The sequence below is a fragment of the Microbacterium sp. CBA3102 genome (assembly GCF_007954505.1).
Classification (GTDB): Bacteria; Actinomycetota; Actinomycetes; order Actinomycetales; family Microbacteriaceae; genus Microbacterium; species Microbacterium aurugineum.
The window spans coordinates 3,556,366-3,581,848 of sequence record NZ_CP042412.1 but is presented as its reverse complement, the minus strand read 5'-3'; the positions used below and the strand labels follow the sequence as shown (position 1 = coordinate 3,581,848).

Genomic DNA, 25,483 nt, shown 5'->3' with positions numbered 1-25,483 from the left:
CCATGCGCCGGCGTCTGGTCATCGTCTTCCTCGTGCCCCTCGTGGCGATCCTGGTCGCGCTGGGAGGCGCCGCGGGATGGAGCGCTGCGCGCAGTGTCCAGCAGGCCTTCTACACGCAGCAGCTCGGTGATCTCGGCTACTTCGTCACGAGCGCCCGGCAGGCCCTCCGCTCCGGCAGCGCCGCGGTGATCGAGGCGGAGGCGGCGAGGTTCCGGGAGGTCTACGGGATCGAGGTCACGGTGTTCGACCTGGCTGGGAGTATCTGGGCGGCGGGCGACGACAGCCCAGGGGTGCTCGCGGAGGAGGACGCGGAACGAGTCAGACTGGCGCTGTCCGGCCGGCGCGCGGAGCAGCCCGCGGCGGTGTACCCGTGGACGGTCGCCGATGCCGCCCTCGCCGAGCCGGTGTTCGACGACGGGGATGTGATCGGGGCGGTGCTGGTCGCCGGTGACGCCGACGCGCCGCGCGCGGCGATCCTGCAACAGCTTCTGCTCATCTCCGCCATCGCGCTGGTGCTGATCGCCCTCGGAGTGCTGCTGGTGTTCCGCCTCGCCCGGTGGGTCCTCTCGCCGGTCGGGCGGCTCGACGAGGCGATGGCGGCGATCGAGCGCGGCGAGATGGATGCGCGTGTCGCGGAGGATGCCGGTCCACCGGAGCTGCGTCGCATGGCCAGGGTGTTCAACGGGATGGCCGACCAGATCGAGCGGGTGATGACCCGGCAGCAGGAGTTCGCGCTCAACGCCTCGCACGAACTGCGCAACCCCCTCAACGCTCTCCTCCTGCGCGTCGAGCACCTGGCGACCGGACTCGGACGCGAGTGGGACGACGACGTCGAGGAGACGCGGGAGGAAGGACGCCGGATGACGAGGATCCTGGAGACGCTGCTCGGCCTCGCCCGAGGCGGACGCACCGATTCGACCATCTCCGCGGTCGACCTGGCGACGCTGGCAGCCCGTCGTCTCGACGCCTGGCGGGACGTGGCAGGACAGCGGGGGATCTCGTTGCAGACGTCAGGGGAGTCGTGCGTCATGAGCGTCACCGACCGGACGATCGTGGAGAGCGCATTGGATGCCGTCATCGACAACGCCGTGAAGTACTCGCCGGAAGGCTCCGGGATCGAGATCGGTGCGGAGCGCTCGGGTGACGTCTGCCGGGTCACGGTCCGCGATCACGGGCCCGGGCTGACGCCGGAGCACGCGGCCGTGGCGACGGACCGGTTCTGGCGGAACGCCGACACTCAGGACACGCCCGGTTCCGGTCTCGGGCTCGCGATCGCAAACGACCTGCTCGAGACCGTGGGCGGGGAACTGACGGTCTCGTCGGCCGAGGGCGGCGGTCTCCTCGTCTCGCTGCTGCTCCACGACAGGACGAGGCCATGACCGCGCCGGTGCTGCGGCGACTCACCGTCGGCCTCCTCTCGTTCCTCCTGGTGGGAGCGTTGGCCGCGTGCAGTCAGCGCGCGAACGAATGGAACGCCGGGGAGTACGTGATCGCCGCCGGCGGGTCCACCGGCGTCTACTACGACTACGGCAGTCATCTCGCCGAGGAGCTGTCGGGCTCGCTGGACATCGCGATGTCGGCCGACGAGACGGCCGGATCCGTCGACAACCTGTTGCGCGTGAGCTCCGGAGAGGCCGTGATCGGGTTCGCCCAGGGCGACGCGGCCGCGGATGCCGTGGCGGGAACGGGCGCGTTCGATGACCCGCTCCCGGTGCGCGCTCTCGCCCGTCTGTACGACGAGTACGTGCAGATCGTCGTGCGCGGGGACTCGGAGATCGACGACATCGGCGACCTGGCGGGTCGGACGATCTCCCTCGGGGCGGAGAACTCCGGGGTGACGGTGATCGCCGGACGCGTGCTGGACGCGGCCGGCGTCGACATCGCCACGATCCGGAACCCGCAACTCGACCTCAGCGAGTCCATCGACGCGATGGGGCGGGGAGAGATCGACGGCTTCTTCTGGGTCGGCGGATTGCCCACACCCGGTGTGGCGGAACTCGCCGACACCTCCTCCGTCCGGTTGCTCGCGATCGAGCAGGAGTGGGTGAACGAGGTGAACGACCGATACTCGCACGCGTACCGACCCGCGGAAGTGCCGGCGGGGACCTACGGGCTCGTCGCCTCCGCGCCGACCATGGCGGTGCCGAACTATCTCGTCACGGCGTCTGCCACCCCGGACGCCGTCGCGAGGGACATCCTCGCAGGGCTGTTCGAAGCACGCCTGCGTCTCGCAGCGGAGGTGCCCACGGCCGCGTTGCTGGACCGTCGCTCGGCGATCTTCACCGCCCCGGTCCCGCTGCATTCCGGCGCGATCGACTACTACCGGGACTTCCGCGGCTGACGGCTCAAGAAATCCTCAAGAAGTCTGACACCGGGCTCGACGCTCTGCCAAGGTGAGGTCGATCGCACACGATCGGATCCTGCTGCTCAGCTGTCGTTGGGGGGCGAGGCGGCAGGACCATCCCGCGGCCCGTGGGGGCGGGCCGTGGGGTACCCATGCAGAGCTGCATTGGTGCCGCGATCAGGTGATTACGAACGTGTAAATCTCACCGATGACCCTGGAACCCGGGGTACGACGTGGCTAGCTTGGAGAAATGATGACCTCTGATACCCCGCTCGTCGTGGTCGAGAACGTCCAGAAGCACTACGGCGAGTTCCAGGCGCTCACCGACATCGACCTGAGCGTGAACCCGGGAGAGGTCGTGGTCGTGATCGGCCCGTCCGGCTCCGGCAAGTCGACGCTGTGTCGCACGATCAACCGCCTCGAGACGATCACCAGCGGCAGCATCCGCATCGACGGCAAGGAGTTGCCCGCCGAGGGCAAGGGGCTCGCTCACCTGCGGGCGGACGTCGGCATGGTGTTCCAGTCGTTCAACCTCTTCGCCCACCTCACCATCCTCGAGAACGTGACCCTCGGTCCGATCAAGGTCCGTGGGCTCAAGAAGGCCGATGCCGAAGCCGAGGCGATGCTCCTGCTCAAGCGCGTGGGCGTGGAGCAGCAGGCGTCGAAGCTCCCGGCTCAGCTCTCGGGTGGTCAGCAGCAGCGCGTGGCGATCGCCCGTGCTCTGGCCATGCAGCCCAAGGTCATGCTGTTCGACGAGCCGACCAGCGCCCTCGACCCGGAGATGATCAACGAGGTCCTCGACGTCATGGTCGAGCTGGCCCAGGACGGCATGACGATGATCGTCGTCACCCACGAGATGGGCTTCGCTCGCAAGGCCGCCGATCGCGTCGTCTTCATGGCCGACGGACGGATCGTCGAGGAGGCCAAGCCCGAGGAGTTCTTCACGAACCCGAAGAGCGACCGCGCCAAGGACTTCCTCTCGAAGCTCCTCACGCACTGACGGCCCCCACACCGACCACACAGACCCTGCACACACAGCACACGAAGGAGACGCACATGCGACGCACACGGACACTGGCGGGCATCGGAATCGCGGCGACAGCACTGCTCGCGCTCACGGCCTGCAACAGCGGCAGCCCGTCGACGCCCGGTGGCACCGATGGCGGTGACGCCGGAGAGGACAGCACCTGGTTCGAGGTCGCGACCGACGTCCAGCTCGAGGGCAGCCCCACGTTCGACAACATCAAGGACCGCGACCAGGTCGTCATCGGTGTCAAGGAAGACCAGCCCGGTCTCGGCTACCTCGACGTGACCACCGGTGAGCGCACCGGATTCGATGTCGACATCGCCCGCTGGATCGCCGCCTCGCTCGGCTACGACGAGGACAAGATCGAGTTCAAGCCGATCGCCTCCGCCAACCGCGAGCAGGCCATCGTGAACGGCGACATCGACTACTACGTGGGCACGTACTCGATCACCGACAAGCGCAAGGAGCAGATCGCCTTCGCCGGCCCGTACTTCATCACCGGGCAGGGACTGCTCGTCGCGGCCGACGACGACACCATCAAGAGCGAGGATGACCTGAACGCTGACACCACCGTGTGCTCGGCCACCGGCTCCACGCCCATCCAGAACATCCGCGAGAACTACCCGGATGTCCCCACCAAGGAGTTCGACCTGTACTCGGCCTGTGTCGAGGCGCTGCTCTCCGGCGAGGTCCAGGCGGTCACGACCGACCAGGCCATCCTCATCGGCTACGCGGCTCAGGACCCCGACAACCTGAAGGTCGTCGGTGAGCCCTTCACCGAGGAGCGCTACGGTGTCGGCCTGGCGAAGGACGACGCCGCGCTGCAGGAGTTCATCAACACGATGTTCACCGATGGTGGCGACATCTGGCAGGCGATCTTCGACAAGAACCTCGGATCGTCCGGCATCGAAGTCAGCCAGCCGGCCGTCGACTGATCGAACAGAGGGGGCGGCTCCAGGGCCGCCCCCTCTCCGAATCGTGAAGGGGAGGGTGGCGTGGACGTCATCTTCGGAAACCTCGACCTGTGGGGCGAAGCGCTCAAGAACACGCTGATCATCTTCTTCGGCGGTGGACTGCTCGCGCTCATCCTCGGGATCATCGTCGGGGCGGCCCGCGTCTCACCCGTGCCCATCGCGCGTGGTGTCGGCACGGTGTACGTGAACCTGATCCGCAACACCCCGCTGACCCTCGTCTTCTTCTTCTTCATCTTCGGCTACCCGCAGCTCGGGCTGCCGAAGCTCAGCACCACGGTGCTGGGCATCCTGGCCATCGGCATCTACACGGCCACCTACGTGGCGGAGGTGCTGCGGGCCGGTATCAACACCGTCCCCGTCGGACAGGCGGAGGCGGCCAGGGCGATCGGCCTCCCGTTCGGACAGGTGATGACTCTGGTCGTCCTCCCGCAGGCGTTCCGCTCGGTCGTGCCACCGATGATGAGCGTCTTCATCGCGCTTCTGAAGAACACCACCGTCGCGGCGGGCTTCTCGATCCTCGAGCTCGGAGCCGTCCGCTCCTACCTCAGCGAACGCGGAGAGAACGCGCTTTCGGTGCTGCTCTGGGTGGCCGTCATCTTCGTCGCGCTCGTCCTGCTCCTCAGCTGGCTGCAACGGTATCTCGAGAACAAGTGGAGGATCGCGCGATGACTTCCGTCCTGTACGACGTCCCGGGCCCCAAGGCGATCCTGCGCAACCGTCTGATCGGTGTCGCCACCGTCGTCGTGGTGCTCGCCCTGCTCGGTTTCATCGGCTACCGCTTCTTCGTGAGCGGACAGTTCGACGCGTCCCGGTGGTACGTCTTCACCTTCAGCGCCGTCTGGGAGCAGATCTTCGGTGCACTCGGCCGAACTCTCGCGGCGTTCGGGCTCGCAGCGATCCTCGCCATCGCGCTGGGGTTCGTGCTCGCCATCGGTCGGATGTCCGATCATGCCTGGGTGCGTGTCCCCGTGACGGCGATCACCGAGATCTTCCGAGCCGTGCCGGTCCTCGTCTTCATGATGCTGCTCTACTACGGTCTGCCCGTCGCCGGCGTCAAGATGGACCCGTACTGGGCCGTCGTCCTCGCGCTCATGGCGTACAACGGATCCGTCCTCGCCGAGGTGCTCCGCGCCGGCGTCGAATCCCTGCCCCGAGGGCAGAAGGAGGCCGGCTACGCGATCGGTCTGCGCAAGAGCGGCGTGATGCGTCTGATCCTGCTGCCGCAGGCGATCCGGGCGATGCTCCCCGTGATCGTGGCTCAGCTGGTCGTGACGATGAAGGACACCGCGCTCGGTTTCATCATCACGTACCCCGAACTCCTCTACTTCGCGAAGCAGCTCACGTCTCAGCAGGGACGCCCCGTGCTGCAGTCGGCGTTCGTCATCGGCGGCATCTACATCATCATGTGTCTGATCCTCTCCGGGATCGCCAAGTGGCTGGAGATCCGCACCCGGCGCTCGCCGCGTGGGCACGACGGCGTTCCGGCCGGCGGCGTGGATCCGCGTCCGCACCAGGACGGCACCGATACCGAACTGATCACGCTGCAGCGCGGTGGGGGAGGGTTCGGCGGACCACCGCCTCAGGGCATCTGATCCGGTTGCGCCGTCGGTCGGTGGGGCGACGCGCCGGTAGACTCGACTCTCGTGTCAGAGTCTCCTGAAATCACCCCGGAAGCGGTCGAAGCCGCGGTCGCCGATGCCCTCGCGGCGATCGCCGCAGCTGCCGACACCGCCGAGCTGAAGGCGGCCCGCGCCGCACACGTCGCCGACGGATCGCCGCTCGCGGTCCTGAACGCCTCGATGCGACAGGTCGCCCCCGAGAACAAGGCCGCGTTCGGCAAGCTCGTGGGGCAGGGGCGCGGGCAGGTGACGAAGGCGCTCGCCGCCAAGGAGGCCGAGCTCGCCGAGGCGGAGGTCGCTGCGCGACTCGAAGCCGAGCGCATCGACATCACGGCCGTGCCTTCTCGCACCCGCGTCGGTGCCCGGCACCCGCTCACGCTCCTCCAGGACCAGGTCTGCGACATCTTCGTCGGCATGGGCTGGGAGATCGCGGAGGGACCGGAGCTCGAGCACGAGTGGTTCAACTTCGACGCCCTGAACTTCGACGTCGACCACCCCGCGCGCCAGGAGCAGGACACGTTCTACGTGGACCCGACATCGCGCCATCTCGTGATGCGCACCCACACGAGTCCCGTGCAGGTGCGCTCGATGCTCGACCGCGAGGTGCCGATCTACGTGCTGTGCCCCGGGCGGGTGTACCGGACCGATGAGTTCGACGCCACGCACCTGCCGGTGTTCACCCAGTTCGAGGGCCTCGTGATCGACAAGGGCATCACGATGGCGCACCTCAAGGGAACCCTCGACCACTTCGCGAAGCTGCTCTTCGGCCCCGAGGCCAAGACGCGTTTCCGCACCAACTACTTCCCCTTCACCGAGCCCTCCGCCGAGCTCGACCTGTGGCACCCGACCTTCAAGGGCGGCGCGCGCTGGATCGAGTGGGGCGGCTGCGGCATGGTCAACCCGAACGTGCTGCGCGCGGCCGGGATCGATCCGGAGGAGTACAGCGGCTTCGCGTTCGGCATGGGCATCGAGCGGGGCCTGATGTTCCGCAGTGACGTCCAGGACATGCGCGACATGGCCGAGGGCGATGTCCGATTCAGCGAGCAGTACGGGATGGTGGTGTGATGCGCGTCCCGCTTTCGTGGCTGCGTGAATACGTCGATCTGGCAGCGGATGCCACGCCCGAGGACGTCCTCGGCGCGCTGGTGACCGTGGGCTTCGAAGAGGAGGACGTGCACCGCTTCGACATCACGGGTCCCGTGGTCGTGGGACAGGTCGTCTCGCTCGAGGCCGAGCCGCAGTCCAACGGCAAGACCATCAACTGGTGCCAGGTGGACGTGGGCGAGGCGAACGGCGGCATCCGAGGGATCGTCTGCGGTGCGCACAACTTCGTCGCCGGCGACAAGGTCGTCGTGACGCTCCCCGGCGCCGTGCTGCCCGGTCCGTTCCCGATCGCCGCGCGGAAGACCTACGGTCACGTCTCCGACGGGATGATCGCGTCCGCGCGGGAGCTGGGCCTCGGCGACGAGCACAACGGCATCGTCGTGCTGTCCGATCTCGGCATCGATGCGCCCGTGGGCACCGACGCGATCGCACTGCTCGGCCTCGACGACGTGGCCGTCGAGATCAACGTCACGCCCGACCGCGGCTATGCGTTCTCCCTGCGCGGTGTGGCCCGTGAGTACGCGCACGCGACCGGTGCGGACTTCCGCGATCCCGCCGAGCGCGACTTCGCCGAGTTGCAGCCGGGCACCGGACACACCACCGTGGTCGACGACGCCGCTCCCGTCCGCGGCCGGGTCGGTGCAAGTGAGTTCGTGACCCGCGTCGTGCGTGGGGTCGACCCCACGCGTCCGACTCCGCCGTGGATGGTCGCGCGACTCAGCCTCGCGGGCATGCGCTCGCTGGGCGTGCTGATCGACATCACCAATTACGTGATGCTCGAACTCGGTCAGCCGCTGCACGGATACGACCTCGACAAGCTCACCGGCGGCATCACGGTGCGGCGCGCGACCCCGGGCGAGAAGATGACCACGCTCGATGGCGTCGAGCGCTCGCTGCACGTCGAAGACCTGCTCATCACCGATGAATCGGGTCCGATCGGCCTCGCCGGTGTGATGGGCGGCGGCACGACGGAGATGAGCGACACCACCCGGAACGTGCTCATCGAGGCCGCGCACTTCGACCCGACGACCATCGCCCGCTCGGCTCGCCGTCACAAGCTGCCCAGCGAGGCATCCAAGCGCTTCGAGCGCGGCGTCGACCCGCTCATCCCGTTCGTGGCTGCGCGCCGGGCGGCCGATCTCATGGTCGAGCTCGCCGGTGGCACACTCACCGAGGAGGGCGGCGCCCTGTTCGCCGAGGTCTTCGTCGGAGAGATCGAGCTCCCGGCCGGCTTCGTGCAGGGGCTCATCGGCGTCGACTACACCGACGACGAGATCACCGGGGCGCTGACCACCATCGGTGCCGACGTGACCGCTTCCGACGCAGGCTCCGGCTGGACCGTGATCCCGCCGACCTGGCGCCCCGACCTGACCGACAAATGGACGCTGGCCGAAGAGGTCGCGCGCATCCACGGACTCGACCGCATCCCCTCGGTGCTGCCGACGCCGCCGTCCGGTCGCGGGCTCACCGCGCATCAGCAGGGTCGCCGTCGCGTGGCCGATGCCCTGGCCGCCGCGGGGCTCGTCGAGACGCCGTCGTTCCCGTTCACCACCGAGGTGCAGAACGACCTGCACGGTTCCGCGTCGGGGGAGCACCTGCCGAGCATCCGCCTGGCGAATCCGCTCGATGGTCAGGCGCCCTCCCTGCGTCGATCGCTCATCCCCGGTCTGCTGCAGACCGCGCACCGCAACATCTCGCGCGGGCTCACCGACCTCGCGATCTTCGAGACCGGCGTCGTCTTCCTGCCCGAGCCCGGTGTGGAGTACGGCACGGAGGATGTGCCGCCCTGGGGGAGCGCCCGTCGGAAGAGACGCTCGCCGCGCTGAACGCCTCGATCCCGCCGCAGCACCGGTTCGTCTCGGCGCTGCTCACCGGCCACGTGTCACCGCGCCAGCCCGGTCGCCCGGCCGAACCCGCCGGTCTGGTCGAGGCGCTGGACGCCGTCCGTGTGATCGCCGCCGCCGCCGGAGTCGAGATCGACGTCGTGCAGGCCGAGCGTGCCGCACTCCACCCCGGCCGCACCGGATCCCTCCGGATCGCCGGGGAAGAGGTCGGCTACGTCGGCGAGCTGCACCCCGCCGTGGCGGAGGGCGCCGACCTCCCCGGCCGTGCGACCGTGTTCGAGCTGGACCTCGACCGCGTCCTGTCGCTCGCGGGCGGCCGTGTCGTGGCCGCGTCGCTGTCGACGTTCCCTGCAGCCACGCAGGACGTGTCGCTGACGCTGCCCGCCGGCACTCCCGCCGCGGACGTGCAGGCTGCTCTCGCCGAGGGCGCCGGTGCGATTCTCGAGTCTGTGCGCCTCGTCGACGACTACCGCGGACAGGGTGTGCCTGACGGCTCCAAGAGCCTGACCTTCGCGCTGCGGTTCCGCGCCGACGATCGCACCCTCACCGCTGCGGAGGCCACCGAGGCCAAGCTTGCGGGCGTCGCGGTGGCGGCCGAACGGTTCGGGGCGGCGCTGCGCGACTGAGCACGGCCTCTGGCGCGATCTGCTCTGAGCGGAAGCTCTTTCGCGGGTGGTCGATTCCTGCTGACATGAAGCCATGTCGAATGTGCTGATCCTCGGCGGTACGGGCTGGCTCTCAGGGCGGATCGCGCGTCGATGGGTCGATGCCGGTGCGGCAGTGACCTGTCTCGCCCGCGGAACACGACCGGCGCCCGAGGGTGCCGAGCTCGTGCGCGGAGACCGGGAGGCTGCCGAGGCGTACGACGCACTCGCGCAGCGCGACTGGGACCATGTGGTCGACATCTCCTCGCAGGCGTCGCACGTCGCTCGTGCCGTCGACGCTCTCGGCGAGCGTGCCGCACGGTGGACGTATGTGTCCTCGATGTCGGTGTACGCCGATGACGAGACGGTCGGGGCCGACGAATCAGCTCCCCGTCATCCGCCCGCCCGTCCCGGAGACGTCTACGAGTACGGGGCGCAGAAGGCCGCGGCCGAAGACGCCGTCTCGGCGCTCGGAGCGCGGGCCTTCATCGTGCGCCCCGGGCTCATCGTCGGGGACGGAGATCCGAGCGACAGGTTCGGATACTGGGCGGCGGCGTTCACGCGCGCCGGCGCGGAGCCGGTGCTGCTGCCACCGCTCGAGGGGAGAGCTGCGCAGGTGATCGATGTCGACGACCTGGCCGAGTTCATCGTGACGGCGACTCGGAGCGGGGTGGTGAACGCGATCGGTGACAGGCATTCGCTCTCCGACATGCTGGAGGCGGTACGTTCGGCAGCAGGGCACACCGGTGACACGGTCGTCGCCGACGAGGACTGGCTCGTCGCTCGGGAGGTCGAGCACTGGGCCGGACCGCGGTCGCTTCCGCTGTGGCTGCCGCCGGAGATGACGGGATTCATGACGCGGTCCAACGCAGCGTTCCGTTCGTCGGGAGGCTCGCTCCGCGCCCTCGCCGACACGATCGGCCGGGTCCTCGTCGACGAGCGCGCCCGCGGCGTCGATCGGCCGCGCCGTGCCGGACTCACCCGGGCGGAGGAACGCGCGCTCCTGACCGATCGCTAGACTGCGAGCAGTGACACGGGGTGCCGCATCCGCGGCTGAGAACAGACCCGTCGAACCTGATCTAGTTCGTACTAGCGAAGGGATGTCGCGATGAGCGATCTTCTGCGTCCTGAATCCACCACCGATCTCGTCGGCTCCGCCGCGGCGCTGTGGGAGGTGGTGCGTGAGGCTCCGCCCTTGACGCATTGCATCACCAACGCGGTCGTCACGGGGTTCACGGCCAACGTGCTGCTCGCCGCCGGTGCGGCACCCGCGATGGTCGACATCGTCGGCGAGGCCGAGCTGTTCGCCGGGGTCGCCTCCGGCCTGCTGATCAACCTCGGCACGCCCACGCCGGAGCAGCGGGCTGCGATCCTCGAAGCCGTCGCCGGCGCGACCGAGTCCGGGACACCGTGGGTGCTCGATCCGGTCGCGATCGGCACCCTGCCGATCCGCACGGCGCTGGCGCATGACCTGGCCAATCAGCGCCCGACCGCGATCCGAGGCAACGCCTCCGAGATCCTCGCCCTCGCCGGGGTCAGCGCGGGTGGCCGAGGTGTCGACGCGACGGACAGCACGGATGCCGCTGCCGACGCTGCGGCTGCCCTGGCGACGAGGACGGGTGCCGTGGTCGCGGTCTCGGGGCCGGTCGATCTCCTCACCGACGGCGAGCGGGTCCTGCGACTCGCGAACGGTCATGAGCTCCTGACCAGGGTCACCGGCGGCGGTTGTGCCCTCGGCGCAGTCATGGCCGCGCTCCTCGGCGCCGCCAGGGTGACGGGGCACGATGCGCTCACGGCGGTCGCCGCCGCGAGCCTCGGATACACGATCGCCGCCGAGCATGCCGCAACGACAGCGCGGGGTCCGGGCAGTTTCGCGGTCTCGTTGCTGGATGCACTCGCAGCGCTGCGCCCGGAAGACCTCGTCGCCGAGGCTCGCGTCGAGAGCGGTGCACGGTGACCGCCGATCTCTCGCTCTATCTCGTGACCGATCCCGAACTCTGCGGTGATCGTGGTGTCGTCGAGACCGTCCGTCAGGCTGTGGAGGGTGGTGTGCGCATCGTCCAGGTGCGGGACAAGACGGCGACGGAGGCCGAGATCGTCGAACAGCTGATCGCGGTGTCGCGGGCGATCGACGGACGGGCGCTCCTCGTCGTGAACGACCGGTTGGATGCTGCCGTCGCCGCCCGCGAACGGGGTGCGCGCGTCGACGGCGTGCATCTGGGGCAGGGCGATGCGTCCGTGCGGCGGGCGCGCGAGGTACTGGGACCCGATGCGCTGATCGGCCTCACGGCGAACAGTGCCGCGCACCTCGAGGCCGTTCTCGCCCTGCCGGTGGGGACGGTCGACTACCTGGGTGTCGGTGTGATCCGTCCCACCGCGACGAAACCGGATCACCCGGCGCCGCTCGGAGTCGACGGATTCCGTGACTTCGTCGCACGCAGTCCACTCCCGTGCGTCGCGATCGGCGGCGTGGGGCTCGACGATGCCGAGGCATTGCGGGATGCCGGTGCAGCCGGCATCGCCGTGGTCTCGGCGCTGTGCACGGCGGAAGACCCCGCGGCGACCGCCCGTGCTTTCCGGCGACGGTGGCTCGCAGGTTCCGTTCCGCGTGTGCTGAGCATCGCCGGGAGCGACCCGTCCGGCGGCGCAGGGATCCAGGCCGACATCAAGTCGATCGCGGCCAACGGCGGATACGGCATGGCCGTGCTCACCGCGCTGACCGCGCAGAACACCCAGGGCGTGCGCGGCGTGCACGTGCCGCCGGCAGAGTTCCTCCGCGCCCAACTCGACGCGGTGTCGGATGACATCGTGATCGACGCGGTGAAGATCGGGATGCTCGCCGACGCCGAGGTCATCCGGACGGTCGCTGCCTGGCTCGACCGAGCCCGTCCGCCGAGCGTCGTCCTCGATCCGGTGATGGTGGCGACTTCGGGGGATCGGCTCCTGGAGCCGGATGCGGAGCGGGAACTGCGGGATCTGCTCCGTCGCGCCACGCTCGTGACCCCGAACCTGGCCGAGCTCGCCGTGCTCTCGGGGCGCGACGTCGGGGACTGGTCGGAGGCGATCGCCGCTGCGGAAGACCTGTCGACGGATGTCGGGGTCGCCGTGCTGGTCAAGGGCGGACATCTCGCGGGGAACGACGCCCCGGATGCGCTGATCGACGCTCGTCACGGGCGACGTCAGGAGTACAGCGGGACGCGTATCGTCACCTCGAGCACCCACGGCACCGGCTGCTCGCTCTCCTCTGCCCTCGCCACGCTGTTGGCACGGGGTCTGGAGCCGGAGCAGGCGGTCCGCGCGGCGCGGAGCTGGCTGCGTGAATCGCTCCGTGCGGGGGAAGCACTGCGGGTGGGTCGCGGGCACGGCCCCATCAACCACTTCGCCGGACTGTGGGCGCGGGCGGACACGACGAGCGGAGTCGCTGCGTCGGAGGTCGCTGTCTCGGAGGTCGCTGCGTCGGAGGTCGCTGCCGAGTGGTGGGAGCGCATCGCCGACGTCCGCACACAGATCGACGAGTTGCCGTTCATCCGTGCCCTTGCAGACGGCTCGCTGGAGCGCGAGCCCTTCCTCGCGTACCTCGCGCAGGATGCCCTGTACCTGCGCGAGTACGCCCGGGTGCTGTCGGAGGCGGCGCGACGAGCCCCGACGTCGGCTGAGCAGGCGTTCTGGGCGCACTCCGCCCACGGGTCCATCGTGGGCGAGCTCGAACTCCATGCGTCGTGGTTGACGCCGCAGCAGGGGGTGAGCGCGGCGACGTTCGCCGCGGAACCGTCGGCGGCGACCACGGCCTACCTCGATCACCTCAGGTCGGTCGCATTCGGTGGCGACTACGCCGAGATCGTCGCAGCCGTCCTTCCGTGCTTCTGGCTCTACACCGACCTCGGCCGGCGCCTGCATGCCGGGGAGTTCGGCGAGTACGCGCGGGATCCGCAGCATCCCTTCGCCTCCTGGCTCGCGACATACGCCGACCCTGCGTTCGAGGAGGCGACCGAGACGGCGATCCTCTACGCCTCCGGGGCGGCCGCACGGGCGGACGCCGCGACCCGCGCGAGGATGAGCCGCGTGTTCGAGGTCTCGAGCGCGCACGAGCTGGCCTTCTTCGCCGCACCGATGGAGTTCTCGCCCGCCGGATGACGGCCCGGATTTGCGGTGGCAGCCGGGGCCGCGCTACTGTCGCGACATGCCTTCGGCCGCCACCGCTTCTCCGACGCTCGCTCCGAGCGTCATCGCTGTGCGCCGACGCCGCGGCCGCCGACTGTAGGCGACCCCGCCCTCCTGCCTGCCCCCTTGCGGCGGTGAGTGCCGGTGTCGCCGCCTCCGGCCCCGCCCCTCGGTCCTCCTTCGAGGAAGACCCGACCGTTAAGGTAGAAGCATGACGTATTCCGTCGCCGTCTCCGGCGCATCCGGCTACGCAGGCGGCGAGATCCTACGCCTCCTGGCAGACCATCCCGACATGGAGATCCGCACCGTCACGGCGCATTCGAACGCCGGGCAACCCCTCGTCGATCACCAGCCGCACCTGCGCTCCCTGGCGCACCTCGCGCTGCAGGAGACCACACCGGACATCCTCTCCGGCCACGACGTCGTCTTCCTGGCGCTCCCGCACGGGCAGTCCGGTCAGTACACCGACGCGTTGGGCGACGCCCCGCTCGTGATCGACGCCGGAGCCGACCATCGGCTGACGTCGGCCGCGGCCTGGGACGCGTTCTACGGCGGTGCGTTCCATGAGGCGTGGACCTACGGCGTGCCGGAGCTCCTGGTCGACGGCGTGAAGCAGCGCGAGCACCTCCGGGGTGCGACGCGCATCGCCGCTCCCGGCTGCAACGCCTCCACCGTGAGCCTCAGCCTCGCCCCGGGAGTGGCCGCCGGGGTCATCGACGCCTCCGACATCGTCTCGGTGCTGGCGGTCGGCCCGTCCGGTGCGGGGAAGAGCCTCAAGACGAATCTCCTGGCGAGCGAGATCCTCGGATCCGCGAACCCGTATGCCGTCGGTGGTACCCACCGGCACATTCCCGAGATCCGTCAGGCGCTCGCCGCAGCCTCGGGCGCAGACCCCGACGGCATCCGGATCTCCTTCACCCCGGTGCTGGTCCCGATGTCGCGCGGCATCCTCGCCACCTCGACGGCGCCGATCGCGTCCGGCGCGACCGATGCGCAGATCCGGGACGCCTGGCAGAGCGCGTACGGGGAGGAGACCTTCGTGCAGCTGCTCCCGGAAGGACGATTCCCGCGGACCGCCGACGTGATCGGCGCGAACACCGCGCTGATCGGTCTCGCGATCGACCGTTCCGCCAACCGCGTCACCGTGGTCACCGCCGTCGACAACCTCGTCAAGGGCACCGCCGGCGCTGCCATCCAATCCATGAACATCGCGCTGGGACTGCCCGAGGCCCGCGCCCTCTCACTGAACGGAGTCGCGCCGTGAGCGTCACCGCCCCCGCAGGATTCGAAGCGGCCGGTGTCGCCGCAGGACTCAAGTCGACAGGCAAGCCGGACGTGGCCGTCGTCGTCAACCGGGGACCGCGCAAGGTCGGCGCCGCCGTCTTCACCGGCAACCGTGCCAAGGCGAATCCGATCATCTGGTCGCAGCAGGCCGTGGCCGATCGCGTCGTCGAAGCCGTCGTGCTCAACTCCGGAGGGGCGAACTGCTTCACCGGCTCCTTCGGCTTCCAGACGACGCACCAGACCGCGGAGAAGGCAGCCGAACTCCTCGGGGTCAGCGCCGGCGACGTGCTGATCTGCTCCACGGGGCTCATCGGCACCGGAGACGAGACCTTCCGGGCGAGGGTGCTCGCCGGCACCGAGCAGGCGATCGCCGAGCTCAGCGCAGACGGCGGGGACGACGCCGCTCACGCGATCATGACCACGGACACGGTCGCGAAGACGGCGGTGATCAGCCGCGACGGCTGGACCATCGGCGGCATGGCCAAGGGGGCCGGGATGCTCGCGCCCGGACTCGCCACGATGCTCGTGGTGATCACGACCGATGCCGTCCTCGAACCGCTGCAGGCCGACGAGGCCCTGCGCCGCGCGACCGGGAAGACGTTCGACCGGCTCGATTCGGACGGGTGCATGTCGACCAACGATCAGGTCACGCTTCTCGCCAACGGTGCCTCGGAGGTCGCCCCGGACCTGGACGACTTCGCCGCCGCCCTCAGGGAACTGTGTCAGGAACTCGCGGTGAAACTGCAGGGTGACGCGGAAGGCGCGAGCCACGACATCACGATCGAGGTCCGGCAGGCGGTGTCCGAGCAGGACGCGGTCGAGGTCGGCCGGTCCGTGGCACGCAACAACCTCTTCAAGGCGGCGATCTTCGGCAACGACCCGAACTGGGGACGTGTGCTCGCCGCGATCGGCACCACGCACGCGCAGTTCGATCCCTATGACGTCGACGTCTGGATGAACGGCGTCCGCGTGTGCACCGAAGGCGGTCCCGACCGTCCGCGGGAAGAGGTCGACCTCACCCCGCGCGCCACCCACGTCGTGATCGATCTGAAGTCGGGCGAGGCCGCGGCCACGGTGCTCACCAACGACCTCACGCACGATTACGTGCACGAGAACAGCGCGTACGCCTCATGACCGACATCCAGGACACTCCGGCCGAGGTCGCCGCGCAGAAGGCCACGACCCTCATCGAGTCCCTCCCGTGGCTGAAGAAGTTCCGCGATCAGATCGTCGTCATCAAGTACGGCGGCAACGCGATGGTCTCGGAAGAGCTGCAGGACGCCTTCGCGCAGGACATCGCGTATCTCCGGTACGTCGGGGTGTTGCCGGTCGTCGTCCACGGCGGCGGTCCGCAGATCTCGAACATGCTGCAACGCCTCGAGATCCCGAGTGAGTTCAAGGGCGGCTACCGCGTCACCAACACCGAGGCGATCAGCGTCGTGCGCATGGTGCTCACCGGTCAGGTGAACCCGCAGCTCGTCTCCAAGATCAACTCCCACGGGCCGATCGCCACCGGGCTCAGCGGTGAGGACGCCGGTCTCTTCGGCGGACGCCGTCGCGGCGTCGTGATCGATGGAGAAGAGGTCGATCTCGGACGCGTCGGCGATGTCGTCGAAGTCGACCCGACCCCGGTGCACGACCACCTCGTGGCCGGGCGCATCCCCGTGGTCTCGAGCATCGCGCCCGACCTCGACCACCCCGGTCAGTCGCTGAACGTCAACGCGGATGCGGCGGCGGCGGCGCTGGCGGTTGCTCTGAACGCCCGCAAGCTCGTGATCCTCACCGACGTGCCCGGACTCTACGCCGATTGGCCGAACCGCGACTCGCTCGTCTCGCACCTCACATCGGAGGCCCTCATCGACATGCTTCCGACGCTCGAGTCGGGGATGATCCCGAAGATGCGCGCGTGTCTCGACGCGGTCGAGGGCGGCGTCGATGCCGCGGCGATCATCGACGGACGGGTGCCGCATTCGGTGCTCGTCGAACTCTTCACCAGCAAAGGAATCGGGACCGAAGTGGTCCTGGGAAGGAATGAGGTGACGGCATGACCGTCTGGCAGGACGATGCGGCACGCGATCTCGTGCTCAACGCGGGGGAGCGGCTCGCGCTGCTGGTCCGCGGCGAGGGTTCGTACCTGTGGGATGCCGACGGCCGACGCCACCTCGATTTCCTCGCGGGAATCGCGGTGACCTCCCTCGGGCATGCGCACCCGGCCTTCGTGGAGGCGGTGTCGGCCCAGGCGGCGACGCTCGCCCACGTGTCGAACTACTTCGCCACTCCGCCCCAGCTCGCCCTCGCCGCACGTCTCAAGCGCCTCGCTGGTGCCGGGATCGACGGACGCGTCTTCTTCTCGAACTCCGGTGCGGAAGCGAACGAAGCCGCGTTCAAGCTCGCCCGTCTGCACGGCGGCGTCGAACGGCCGCGCATCCTCGCGCTCGAGAACGGCTTCCACGGACGCACCATGGGCTCGCTCGCCCTGACGGCGAAGACCTCGATGCGCGCGCCCTTCGAGCCGATGCCGGGTGGTGTCGAGCACATTCCGGCCACGATCGAGGCGCTGCAGGCGGCGATGGATGATCGGGTGGCCGCCGTCATCGTCGAGCCCATCCAGGGCGAGGCCGGTGTGGTGGAGCTGCCAGAGGGCTACCTCGCCGCTGCACGCTCGCTGACCCTCGCGCACGGCGCGCTGCTGATCGTCGACGAGATCCAGACCGGTGCCGGCCGCACGGGTGCATGGTTCGGATTCAGTCATGAGGGCATCACGCCCGACGCGATCACCCTGGCCAAGGGCATCGGTGGTGGCTTCCCGATCGGTGCTCTGGTCACCTACGGTTCCGCCAGCGCGCTCTTCACGCCGGGGTCCCACGGCTCCACCTTCGGGGGGAACCCGCTCGCGACTGCGGTCGCCGACGCGGTGCTCGCCGAGATCGAGAGTGCCGGGCTGGTCGAGAACGCCGCCCGCCGGGGCGCCGAGCTGCGTGAGTTCCTGCTCGGCATGGACTCCCCGCTCGTCGACGGCGTGCGCGGACGCGGTCTGCTGATCGGCGTGGCGCTGTCCGCGCCGGTGGCCGGAGCCGTGGTCGCCGCCGCTCAGGAGCGCGGCCTCATCGTCAACGCTGCCAATCCGGAGACGGTCCGCATCGCGCCCGCCCTCACGATCGGTGACGCCGAGCTCGCAGAGTTCCGTGAGTTGTTCACCGCTGCCCTCGCCGACGTACAGGCTTCCCTCTCCGGAAAGGTATCCGCATGACCCGCCACCTGCTGCGTGACGACGACCTGACGCCCGCCGAGCAGGCCGAGATCCTCGACCTCGCCCTCGAACTGAAGAAGGACCGCTGGGCGGACAAGAGTCTTGCGGGGCCGCAGACCGTCGCGGTGATCTTCGACAAGTCCTCGACGCGCACCCGGGTGTCGTTCGCGGTGGGCATCGCCGACCTCGGTGGCTCGCCGCTCATCATCTCCACCGCCAGCAGTCAGCTCGGGGGCAAGGAGACACCGTCCGACACCGCACGCGTGCTGGAGCGCCAGGTCGCCGCGATCGTCTGGCGCACCTACGCGCAGTCCGGACTCGAGGAGATGGCCGCCGGAACGCGCGTGCCGGTGATCAATGCGCTCTCCGACGACTTCCACCCCTGCCAGTTGCTCGCTGATCTGCTGACGATTCGTGAGCACAAGGGCGAGTTGAAGGGTCTCACGCTCACGTTCTTCGGTGATGGGCAGAGCAACATGGCGCATTCCTACGCCCTCGCCGGCGTGACGGCGGGGATGCACGTGCGCATCGCGTCGCCCGAGGACTATGCGCCGCGCGCCGACGTCATCGAGGCAGCCGACCGCCGTGCGGCCGAGACCGGCGGATCGATCACGCTGTACACCGACGCGGTCGAGGCCGCCGCCGGGGCCGACGTGGTCGTGACCGACACCTGGGTCTCGATGGGCAAGGAGGAGGAGAAGATCGCGCGCATCCGTGACCTCGGCGGCTACAAGGTCACCCCCGAGACGATGACGCTCGCCGACCCGGAGGCGATCTTCATCCACTGCCTCCCGGCGGACCGCGGCTACGAGGTCGATTCCTCGGTCATCGACGGACCGCAGAGCGTCGTCTGGGATGAAGCAGAGAACCGGCTGCATGCGCAGAAGGCGCTTCTCGTGTGGCTGCTCGGCAAGAAGGACGCGTGATGACCGACTCGACGCATGAAGGCACCAACGAGGGGGCGCTCTGGGGTGCACGTTTCGCCACCGGGCCCTCGCCCGAGCTGGTCGAGCTCAGCCGTTCCACACATTTCGACTGGATCCTCGCTCCGTACGACATCGCCGGCTCGCATGCCCATGCGACCGCGCTCGAGGCCGCGGGATACCTCGAACCCGACGAGGCGCGACGGATGCACGAGGGGCTGGATGCCGTGGCTCGCCGTGTCGCAGACGGTTCCCTCCGCCCGGTGCCGACCGACGAGGATGTGCACGGTGCGCTCGAGCAGGCACTGATCGCCGAGCTGGGACCGGAGCTGGGCGGGCGTCTGCGCGCAGGTCGCAGCCGCAACGACCAGATCGCGACGCTCGTGCGCATGTATCTGATCGACCACGCCCGGGTCATCGCGCGAGACATCCTGCGCGTCGTCGACGCACTGGTCGCCCAGGCGGAGGCGCACCCGACGGCGATCCTCCCCGGGCGCACCCATCTGCAGCACGCACAGCCCGTCCTGCTCGCCCACCACCTGCAGGCGCACGGGTGGCCGCTGGTTCGGGAGCTGGAGCGGCTCGTGGATTGGCGTCGCCGCGCCGGTGTCTCGCCCTACGGCGGGGGAGCGCTGGCGGGTTCCACGCTCGGTCTCGATCCCGTGCTCGTGGCGACGGAGCTGGGCCTCGACCGTCCGGCCGAGAACTCGCTCGACGGCACTGCCGCTCGTGACGTCGTCGCCGAATTCGCCTTCATCACGGCGATGACCGGTGTCGATCTCTCGCGCCTCTCCGAGGAGATCATCCTCTGGAACACCCGCGAGTTCGGCTTCGTCACCCTCGATGACGGGTACTCGACCGGTTCCAGCATCATGCCGCAGAAGAAGAACCCCGACATCGCCGAGCTCGCCCGGGGCAAGTCCGGCCGTCTCATCGGCAACCTGTCGGGACTGCTGGCCACGTTGAAGGGCCTCCCGCTCGCGTACAACCGCGATCTGCAGGAGGACAAGGAGCCGGTCTTCGATTCGGTGCAGACGCTGGAGGTCGTGCTCCCCGCGTTCGCCGGCATGATCGCGACGCTCCGCTTCGATACCGCGCGGATGGCGGAACTCGCACCGCAGGGCTTCTCGCTCGCGACCGACGTCGCCGAGTGGCTCGTGAAGCGCCGGGTGCCCTTCCGCGACGCCCATGAGATCTCGGGTGCGCTCGTGCGCGCGTGCGAGGAGCAGGGGATCGGACTGGAGGACGCTTCCGATGAGCTGCTGCTCTCGGTGTCCCCGCATCTCGTGCCCGAGGTGCGTGAGGTCCTCACGATCGAGGGTTCGGTCGGGTCGCGGACCGGCGTCGGCGGCACCGCTCCGGAGCGGGTCGCCGAGCAGCGCGCCGAGCTCATCGCTCGCGCGCAGGCGGCCGCCCACGCCCTCGGCCTCTAGCCGACGGCGGGGCCGCCGGCCCGCAGCGGATCAGTGGAGGTCGGTGTCTGCCGACGACCGTTCCCACCGGGTGAACCGGACCGTGAGTCCGCTGCGCGTGGGCGCGGCGAGGAACGGTCCGGCGGATGCCGTCGCCGTGCCGTCGAACGGGGCGACCCGAACGAGACGCCACGGTCCGTCATCGGCGCGGGCGCGCACGATCACGGAGTCCGCCCAGCGGCTGACGCGTACCGTGATCTCGCTCTCGAGCCACTCATCGACGTGACCGACCGACCAGTCGGAGCCCCCGGCGGTGACCACGGCGCCGAGTCCGAGGTGGTCGTCGGCGTACTCCAGGCCGGTCTTGATCCAGTGCTCGTCGTCGATCCACACGAAGACACCCGCCTGGTCGAACTGTCCGTCCCAGGGCGCGCGGAACGACACCTCCATCGCCTCGCCGACCGCGAGGGGTGCGAGCAGGGCGTGCTCGGTGTCGTGCACGAAGCCGTAGGCGGTGTGCCGCCAGGCGTCGCTGCCCTCCACGGCGGTGATGTCGAGGGGAGCCGAGCCGTCGGGGAGACCGGAGGGGGAGGCGGGGGCGGTGGTCCATGTTCCGTGGGACCAGGGGATGATGTGCGATTCAGGCATGTTCGCAGAATATAGCCAAATAAAGAATAAGTCGAGAGTTATGCGTGTTATGGTTATGCCATGGTCATCGCGGTACTCGCAGACATCGTGGGCTCTCGCCGGCTCGACGATCGCACCGCCGCGCAGCACGTCCTCGACGACACCATAGCCAGGGTCGAGGTCGACTTCCCGCTGGCCGCGCAGCCGCTCACGCCCACCGTAGGAGACGAGCAACAGGGTGTCTACCTCGATCTGAGCGACGCGATGGTGTCGGTCCTGATGATCCAGCTGCGGCTGCCGGACGGTATCGCCTTCCGGTTCGGGATCGGGGTGGGGGAGGTGCGTCCGGTCGAATCCGTCCATCGCGAGCTCGCGGACGGGCCCGGCTGGTACGCGGCCCGCGCCGCGATCGAGACCGTGCATGAGCGCGAGGGTCGCGCCGTGCCGCGCACGCGGTCCTGGATTGTCGGAGCCCCGGGGCAGGATGAGGTCATGGAGAGCACGATCGCCGCATCGAACGCCTACCTCCTCGTCCGCGACGAGCTGGTCGGCGCGATGAGCGAGCGGGAACGGCGACTCACCTACGGCCGTCTGCTCGGTCGATCGCAGCAGGAGCTCGCGGCCGAGGAAGGGATCACGCAGCCCAGCGTCTCGAAGTCGCTGCGCACCGCGGGCACGGCCGCGCTCATCGAGGGAGTGGCCGCGCTTCGAGGGGACCGCGCATGATCGTCGCCGGCTTCATCCTGCTGGCGGTCGGCGCCGCCGACCTGGTGCGTCAATTCGCCCCGCGCCGGTGGATCGGCTACCTCACCGTCACCGTGGTCCTGCTCCTGCTCGGCAGCGTCAGCGACGCGCTTCTCCCCATGGCGCTCGCGCTGGTGGTCGGAGCGCTCTGGGTGTGGAGCATGCCCACCGAGCGCCCCGCCCCTCTGGGGTTCTGGCCCGCCGTCCTACTCGCGGTCGTGAGCGTCGGCGCCGTCGTCGGGCTCAGTGCTCGTCCAGACGCCGGCCTGATCGGCGCGGTCTGGCGCCTCCGGTCACCGTTCGGAGAAGTCCCCTTCGATCTTGCTCTGCTGGCACTGGGCGCCGGGGTGTTCCTCCTGGAATCCGCGAACCTCGTGGTCCGTGCGGCGCTCGACGGGGAGCACACCTGGCGCCCGGCAGACCCGGCCGCGACGCCGGTGACAGCGGTCGCCGACACCGCCGCCGCACCGGACACCGCCGCGGCCCCAGAAACCGCCGCCGCCAGTGAAACTGCCGCCGCCACGCAGACAGATGCTGAGGTGGCGTCAGCACCCCGCGATCCTCGCGGCGGATTCAAGGGCGGACGACTGATCGGACCGCTGGAGCGCATCCTCGTCCTGATCCTCACTCTCGCTGCGGCGTATCCGATCCTCGCCGCGATGCTCGCCGCGAAGGGCATCGTCCGATTCCCGGAGATCTCCCGAGACGGCGAAACCGGTGCTCGGGCGGAGTACTTCCTCGTCGGCAGCCTCGTCAGCTGGGTGATCGCCCTCGGCGCCGCTTTCCTGGTCTGGTGGGCGGCGCACAGCTGACGGAGTCAGTTCGACGACCGGTACCAGTCCAGCTTCTCCTGGAGACGCCGCTGCTGCGCGAGAACGTCGGCGAGTTGCTTCTCGACTGTCGCGGCGTGCTCTTCGAGAAGAGCTATCCGCTCCGGAACGGTGTCGTCGCGCTGGCAGAGCTGGCCGTAGCGACGCAGGCGTTCCACCGGCATACCGGTCTCCCGGAGGCACTTGAGGAATTCCAGGAGTCCGAGCTCGGTATCGGTGTACGCGCGATGGCCGCCGGCCGTGCGAGACACCGCGGGCAGGATGCCCTCGCGTTCGTAGTAGCGCAGTGTGTCGATGCTGAAACCGGAGCGTGCCGCAGCCTCCGCCGGCGTGTACGTGGTCATGGTCCGAGCATAGAGCTTGACCTGGAGCGCACTCCAGGTTGCAGAGTGAGGTCATGACCACTCGGAACACCCCTGTATCCCCGCTCGTCCTGGGAGCGATGTCCTTCGGCACACTCGTCGATGAGGAGACCTCGTTCGCTCTGCTCGACCGCTTCGTCGAGCGCGGAGGAGTCTGGATCGACACCGCCGACTGCTACAGCTTCTGGGTGAGCGACACGGGGCAGGGCGGAGCGTCCGAGGAGGTGCTCGGACGGTGGCTCGCGGCGCGACCACATGCACGGCAGCAGATCCGCATCTCGACCAAGGTCGGCGCCGAGCCCCTGTGGCCGGGGTCGTGGCCCGAGCACCGGGCCGGGCTCTCTCCGCGTGCGATCCGCGCTGCCGTCGAGGGGAGCCTCGAGCGTTTGGGCATCGACCGGATCGATCTGCTCTGGCTCCACCAGGAGGACCGGACGGTGGCGATCGAGGAGACCGTGGATGCTCTCGCGGCGCTCACCGCCGACGCCACCGTGAGCCGCGTCGGCGCCTCGAACCACCCGGCCTGGCGCATCGAGCGTGCCCGTGCGCACGCGAAGTCCCTCGGAAGCACCCCCATCGACGCGCTCCAGCTGAACAGCACGTACCTGCGCACGCGCCCGGGCACGCTTCCGCCCGGGGTGGCCCATCCCTTCGGCGTGCTGAGCGACGAGCAGCGGGACTTCGCGGTGGCGAACGGGATCGAGATCTGGGCCTACACCCCGCTGCTCTCCGGCGCCTACGACAACCCCGCGAAGCCCGTGCCCGAGGTGTATGAGCACCCGGGAACCGCACGTCGGCTCGCCGCGCTGGATGAGGTCTCCGACGCACGGGGTCTCGGACGGGGTCAGATCGTGCTGGCATGGCAGCTCGCGCGGGGCATCCGCCCGATCCTCGGTGGCAGCAAGCTCGACCAGCTGGAGGTCGCGATGGACGCCGCCGCGATCGCCCTGTCCGTCGACGAGATCGCTCTCCTCGACGGACCGCTGTGAGGCGATTCGCCCCTGCCCGCGCTGATAGCCTGGAGCGCGTGTCAACTGCTGATCTGACGACCGCACCCCAGGCGATCGACCCCACGTTCGAGAACGTGTGGGACGAGCTCGTGTGGCGTGGCCTGGTCCATGTGTCCACCGACCAGGAGGCGCTGCGCGCCCTTCTCGCGGGGGACCCGATCACGTATTACTGCGGTTTCGACCCGACGGCACCCAGCCTGCACCTCGGCAATCTCGTGCAGCTGCTGACGCTGCGTCGCATCCAGCTCGCCGGACACAAGCCGCTCGGGCTCGTCGGCGGATCGACCGGACTCATCGGCGACCCCCGCCCCACGGCGGAGCGCACCCTGAACACGCGGGAGACCGTCGAGGAGTGGGTCGGGCGCCTGCGGACGCAGGTCGAGCGCTACCTCAGCTTCGAGGGGGAAAACGCGGCTCGCATCGTCAACAACCTGGACTGGACCGCGCCGCTGAGTGCGATCGATTTCCTGCGCGAGATCGGCAAGTACTTCCGCGTCGGCACGATGTTGAAGAAGGATGCGGTCGCCGCGCGCCTCAACTCCGACGAAGGCATCAGCTACACCGAGTTCAGTTACCAGATCCTTCAGGGGATGGACTTCCTCGAGCTGTACCGCCAGTACGACTGCGTACTGCAGACGGGTGGATCCGACCAGTGGGGCAACCTCACCAGCGGCACCGACTTGATCCGGCGCGCCGAAGGTGTCTCCGTGCATGCGATCGGCACCCCGCTGATCACGAACAGCGATGGGACCAAGTTCGGCAAGAGCGAAGGGAACGCCATCTGGCTCGATGCCGCGATGTGCAGCCCGTACCGCATGTACCAGTTCTGGCTCAGCACGGCGGACAGTGACGTCATCGACAGGCTCAAGGTCTTCACGTTCCTCGGCAGGGCCGAGATCGAGGAGTACGCCGCGCTCGTCGAGACGGAGCCGTTCCGTCGCGCCGCTCAGAAGCGTCTCGCGCTCGAGGTGGTCGCGACCGTGCACGGCATCGATGCGACCGCAGCTGTGATCGCCGCATCCGAGGCACTGTTCGGGCAGGGGGACCTGACTGCGCTCGATGCCGGCACGCTCCGCACCGCGCTCGAGGAACTCCCGAATGCCACGGTCGCCGCGGATACCCCGGTGACTGAAGCGCTGGTGGCGACCGGACTCGTGGCGAGCCTTTCCGAGGCTCGGCGCGCGATCGGCCAGGGTGGCGTGACGCTGGACGGCGAACGCGTGGAAGACGAGGCCGCCACCGTCCGGGGGACGCTCCCCGGAGGCGTGTCGGTGCTGCGTCGCGGCAAGAAGACCCTCGCCGGCGTCTTCATCGGCTGACCCAG

The 25,483-nt window shown here is 69.2% G+C and carries 22 protein-coding genes, 1 pseudogene and 1 riboswitch; of the genes and pseudogenes, 21 read left to right on the top strand and 2 right to left on the bottom strand.

Features of this window, described 5'->3' with window-relative positions:
- Positions 1–2: 2 nt before the first annotated feature.
- The 17 genes and pseudogenes from FGL91_RS17235 (at position 3) to argH (ending at position 20,607) form a co-directional block, all read left to right on the top strand.
- On the top strand, positions 3–1,379 hold the full coding sequence (locus tag FGL91_RS17235) for a sensor histidine kinase (protein ID WP_153244461.1): 1,377 nt from the start codon (positions 3–5) through the stop codon (positions 1,377–1,379).
- Positions 1,376–2,341, top strand: coding sequence for a TAXI family TRAP transporter solute-binding subunit (locus FGL91_RS17230; protein ID WP_227991703.1), 966 nt, complete (start codon positions 1,376–1,378; stop codon positions 2,339–2,341). Before FGL91_RS17235 ends, FGL91_RS17230 begins: the two co-directional genes overlap by 4 nt.
- A 256-nt stretch (positions 2,342–2,597) precedes the next feature.
- Positions 2,598–3,344, top strand: a complete 747-nt coding sequence (locus FGL91_RS17225) for an amino acid ABC transporter ATP-binding protein (protein ID WP_194239376.1) — start codon at positions 2,598–2,600, stop codon at positions 3,342–3,344.
- 56 nt (positions 3,345–3,400) lie between these two features.
- Positions 3,401–4,306: a glutamate ABC transporter substrate-binding protein gene (locus FGL91_RS17220; RefSeq protein ID WP_047524335.1), complete on the top strand. Its 906-nt coding sequence runs from the start codon at positions 3,401–3,403 to the stop codon at positions 4,304–4,306.
- A 60-nt stretch (positions 4,307–4,366) separates the two neighbouring features.
- The gene (locus tag FGL91_RS17215; protein ID WP_047524336.1) at positions 4,367–5,014 is read left to right on the top strand and encodes an amino acid ABC transporter permease; all 648 of its coding nucleotides are present in this window, start codon (positions 4,367–4,369) and stop codon (positions 5,012–5,014) included.
- Positions 5,011–5,937 (top strand): amino acid ABC transporter permease, encoded by a 927-nt coding sequence (locus tag FGL91_RS17210; protein WP_153244460.1) that lies wholly within the window; start codon positions 5,011–5,013, stop codon positions 5,935–5,937. Before FGL91_RS17215 ends, FGL91_RS17210 begins: the two co-directional genes overlap by 4 nt.
- Before the next feature lie 51 nt (positions 5,938–5,988).
- Positions 5,989–7,029 (top strand): phenylalanine--tRNA ligase subunit alpha, encoded by a 1,041-nt coding sequence (gene pheS, locus FGL91_RS17205; RefSeq protein WP_047524337.1) that lies wholly within the window; start codon positions 5,989–5,991, stop codon positions 7,027–7,029.
- Positions 7,029–9,538 (top strand): annotated as a pseudogene (pheT, locus tag FGL91_RS17200) (phenylalanine--tRNA ligase subunit beta). Before pheS ends, pheT begins: the two are co-directional and overlap by 1 nt.
- 73 nt (positions 9,539–9,611) lie before the next feature.
- A complete protein-coding gene (locus tag FGL91_RS17195) occupies positions 9,612–10,574 on the top strand; it encodes an NAD-dependent epimerase/dehydratase family protein (RefSeq protein WP_153244459.1) in 963 nt (320 codons plus the stop codon).
- A gap of 6 nt (positions 10,575–10,580) precedes the next feature.
- A riboswitch (TPP riboswitch) is annotated at positions 10,581–10,674 on the top strand.
- On the top strand, positions 10,665–11,513 hold the full coding sequence (gene thiM, locus FGL91_RS17190) for a hydroxyethylthiazole kinase (protein ID WP_153244458.1): 849 nt from the start codon (positions 10,665–10,667) through the stop codon (positions 11,511–11,513). (Overlaps the previous riboswitch by 10 nt.)
- A complete protein-coding gene (locus FGL91_RS17185) occupies positions 11,510–13,690 on the top strand; it encodes a bifunctional hydroxymethylpyrimidine kinase/phosphomethylpyrimidine kinase (RefSeq protein WP_153244457.1) in 2,181 nt (726 codons plus the stop codon). The genes thiM and FGL91_RS17185 overlap by 4 nt, the downstream gene beginning before the upstream one ends.
- A 238-nt stretch (positions 13,691–13,928) precedes the next feature.
- Positions 13,929–14,981 (top strand): N-acetyl-gamma-glutamyl-phosphate reductase, encoded by a 1,053-nt coding sequence (argC, locus tag FGL91_RS17180; protein ID WP_153244456.1) that lies wholly within the window; start codon positions 13,929–13,931, stop codon positions 14,979–14,981.
- Positions 14,978–16,135 carry a bifunctional glutamate N-acetyltransferase/amino-acid acetyltransferase ArgJ gene (argJ, locus tag FGL91_RS17175; RefSeq protein ID WP_153244455.1) on the top strand — a complete coding sequence of 386 codons (1,158 nt, stop codon included), beginning with the start codon at positions 14,978–14,980 and terminating at the stop codon, positions 16,133–16,135. The genes argC and argJ overlap by 4 nt, the downstream gene beginning before the upstream one ends.
- A complete protein-coding gene (argB, locus tag FGL91_RS17170; protein WP_131492606.1) occupies positions 16,132–17,049 on the top strand; it encodes an acetylglutamate kinase in 918 nt (305 codons plus the stop codon). Before argJ ends, argB begins: the two co-directional genes overlap by 4 nt.
- The gene (locus FGL91_RS17165; RefSeq protein WP_131492604.1) at positions 17,046–18,251 is read left to right on the top strand and encodes an acetylornithine transaminase; all 1,206 of its coding nucleotides are present in this window, start codon (positions 17,046–17,048) and stop codon (positions 18,249–18,251) included. Before argB ends, FGL91_RS17165 begins: the two co-directional genes overlap by 4 nt.
- The gene (gene argF, locus FGL91_RS17160) at positions 18,248–19,177 is read left to right on the top strand and encodes an ornithine carbamoyltransferase (RefSeq protein ID WP_131492602.1); all 930 of its coding nucleotides are present in this window, start codon (positions 18,248–18,250) and stop codon (positions 19,175–19,177) included. Before FGL91_RS17165 ends, argF begins: the two co-directional genes overlap by 4 nt.
- Positions 19,177–20,607, top strand: coding sequence for an argininosuccinate lyase (argH, locus tag FGL91_RS17155; protein ID WP_131492600.1), 1,431 nt, complete (start codon positions 19,177–19,179; stop codon positions 20,605–20,607). Before argF ends, argH begins: the two co-directional genes overlap by 1 nt.
- A gap of 30 nt (positions 20,608–20,637) precedes the next feature.
- On the opposite strand, the gene FGL91_RS17150 is transcribed toward argH, so the two are convergent.
- The gene (locus tag FGL91_RS17150; protein ID WP_153244454.1) at positions 20,638–21,234 is read right to left on the bottom strand and encodes a DUF1349 domain-containing protein; all 597 of its coding nucleotides are present in this window, start codon (positions 21,232–21,234) and stop codon (positions 20,638–20,640) included.
- A 60-nt stretch (positions 21,235–21,294) separates the two neighbouring features.
- On the opposite strand from FGL91_RS17150, the gene FGL91_RS17145 reads away from it, so the two are divergent.
- Positions 21,295–21,939 (top strand): SatD family protein, encoded by a 645-nt coding sequence (locus FGL91_RS17145; RefSeq protein ID WP_153244453.1) that lies wholly within the window; start codon positions 21,295–21,297, stop codon positions 21,937–21,939.
- Positions 21,936–22,769 carry a hypothetical protein gene (locus FGL91_RS17140; protein ID WP_153244452.1) on the top strand — a complete coding sequence of 278 codons (834 nt, stop codon included), beginning with the start codon at positions 21,936–21,938 and terminating at the stop codon, positions 22,767–22,769. The genes FGL91_RS17145 and FGL91_RS17140 overlap by 4 nt, the downstream gene beginning before the upstream one ends.
- A gap of 5 nt (positions 22,770–22,774) precedes the next feature.
- On the opposite strand, the gene FGL91_RS17135 is transcribed toward FGL91_RS17140, so the two are convergent.
- Positions 22,775–23,131 carry a MerR family transcriptional regulator gene (locus tag FGL91_RS17135; protein WP_047524351.1) on the bottom strand — a complete coding sequence of 119 codons (357 nt, stop codon included), beginning with the start codon at positions 23,129–23,131 and terminating at the stop codon, positions 22,775–22,777.
- A gap of 53 nt (positions 23,132–23,184) precedes the next feature.
- Here FGL91_RS17135 and FGL91_RS17130 point away from each other — a divergent pair, with 53 nt between their 5' ends.
- Both FGL91_RS17130 and tyrS read left to right on the top strand, forming a co-directional pair.
- Entirely contained in the window at positions 23,185–24,138 is a 954-nt protein-coding gene (locus FGL91_RS17130; RefSeq protein ID WP_131492595.1) for an aldo/keto reductase, read from the top strand.
- A gap of 38 nt (positions 24,139–24,176) precedes the next feature.
- The gene (gene tyrS, locus FGL91_RS17125; protein WP_194239266.1) at positions 24,177–25,478 is read left to right on the top strand and encodes a tyrosine--tRNA ligase; all 1,302 of its coding nucleotides are present in this window, start codon (positions 24,177–24,179) and stop codon (positions 25,476–25,478) included.
- The last annotated feature ends 5 nt before the right edge of the window (positions 25,479–25,483 follow it).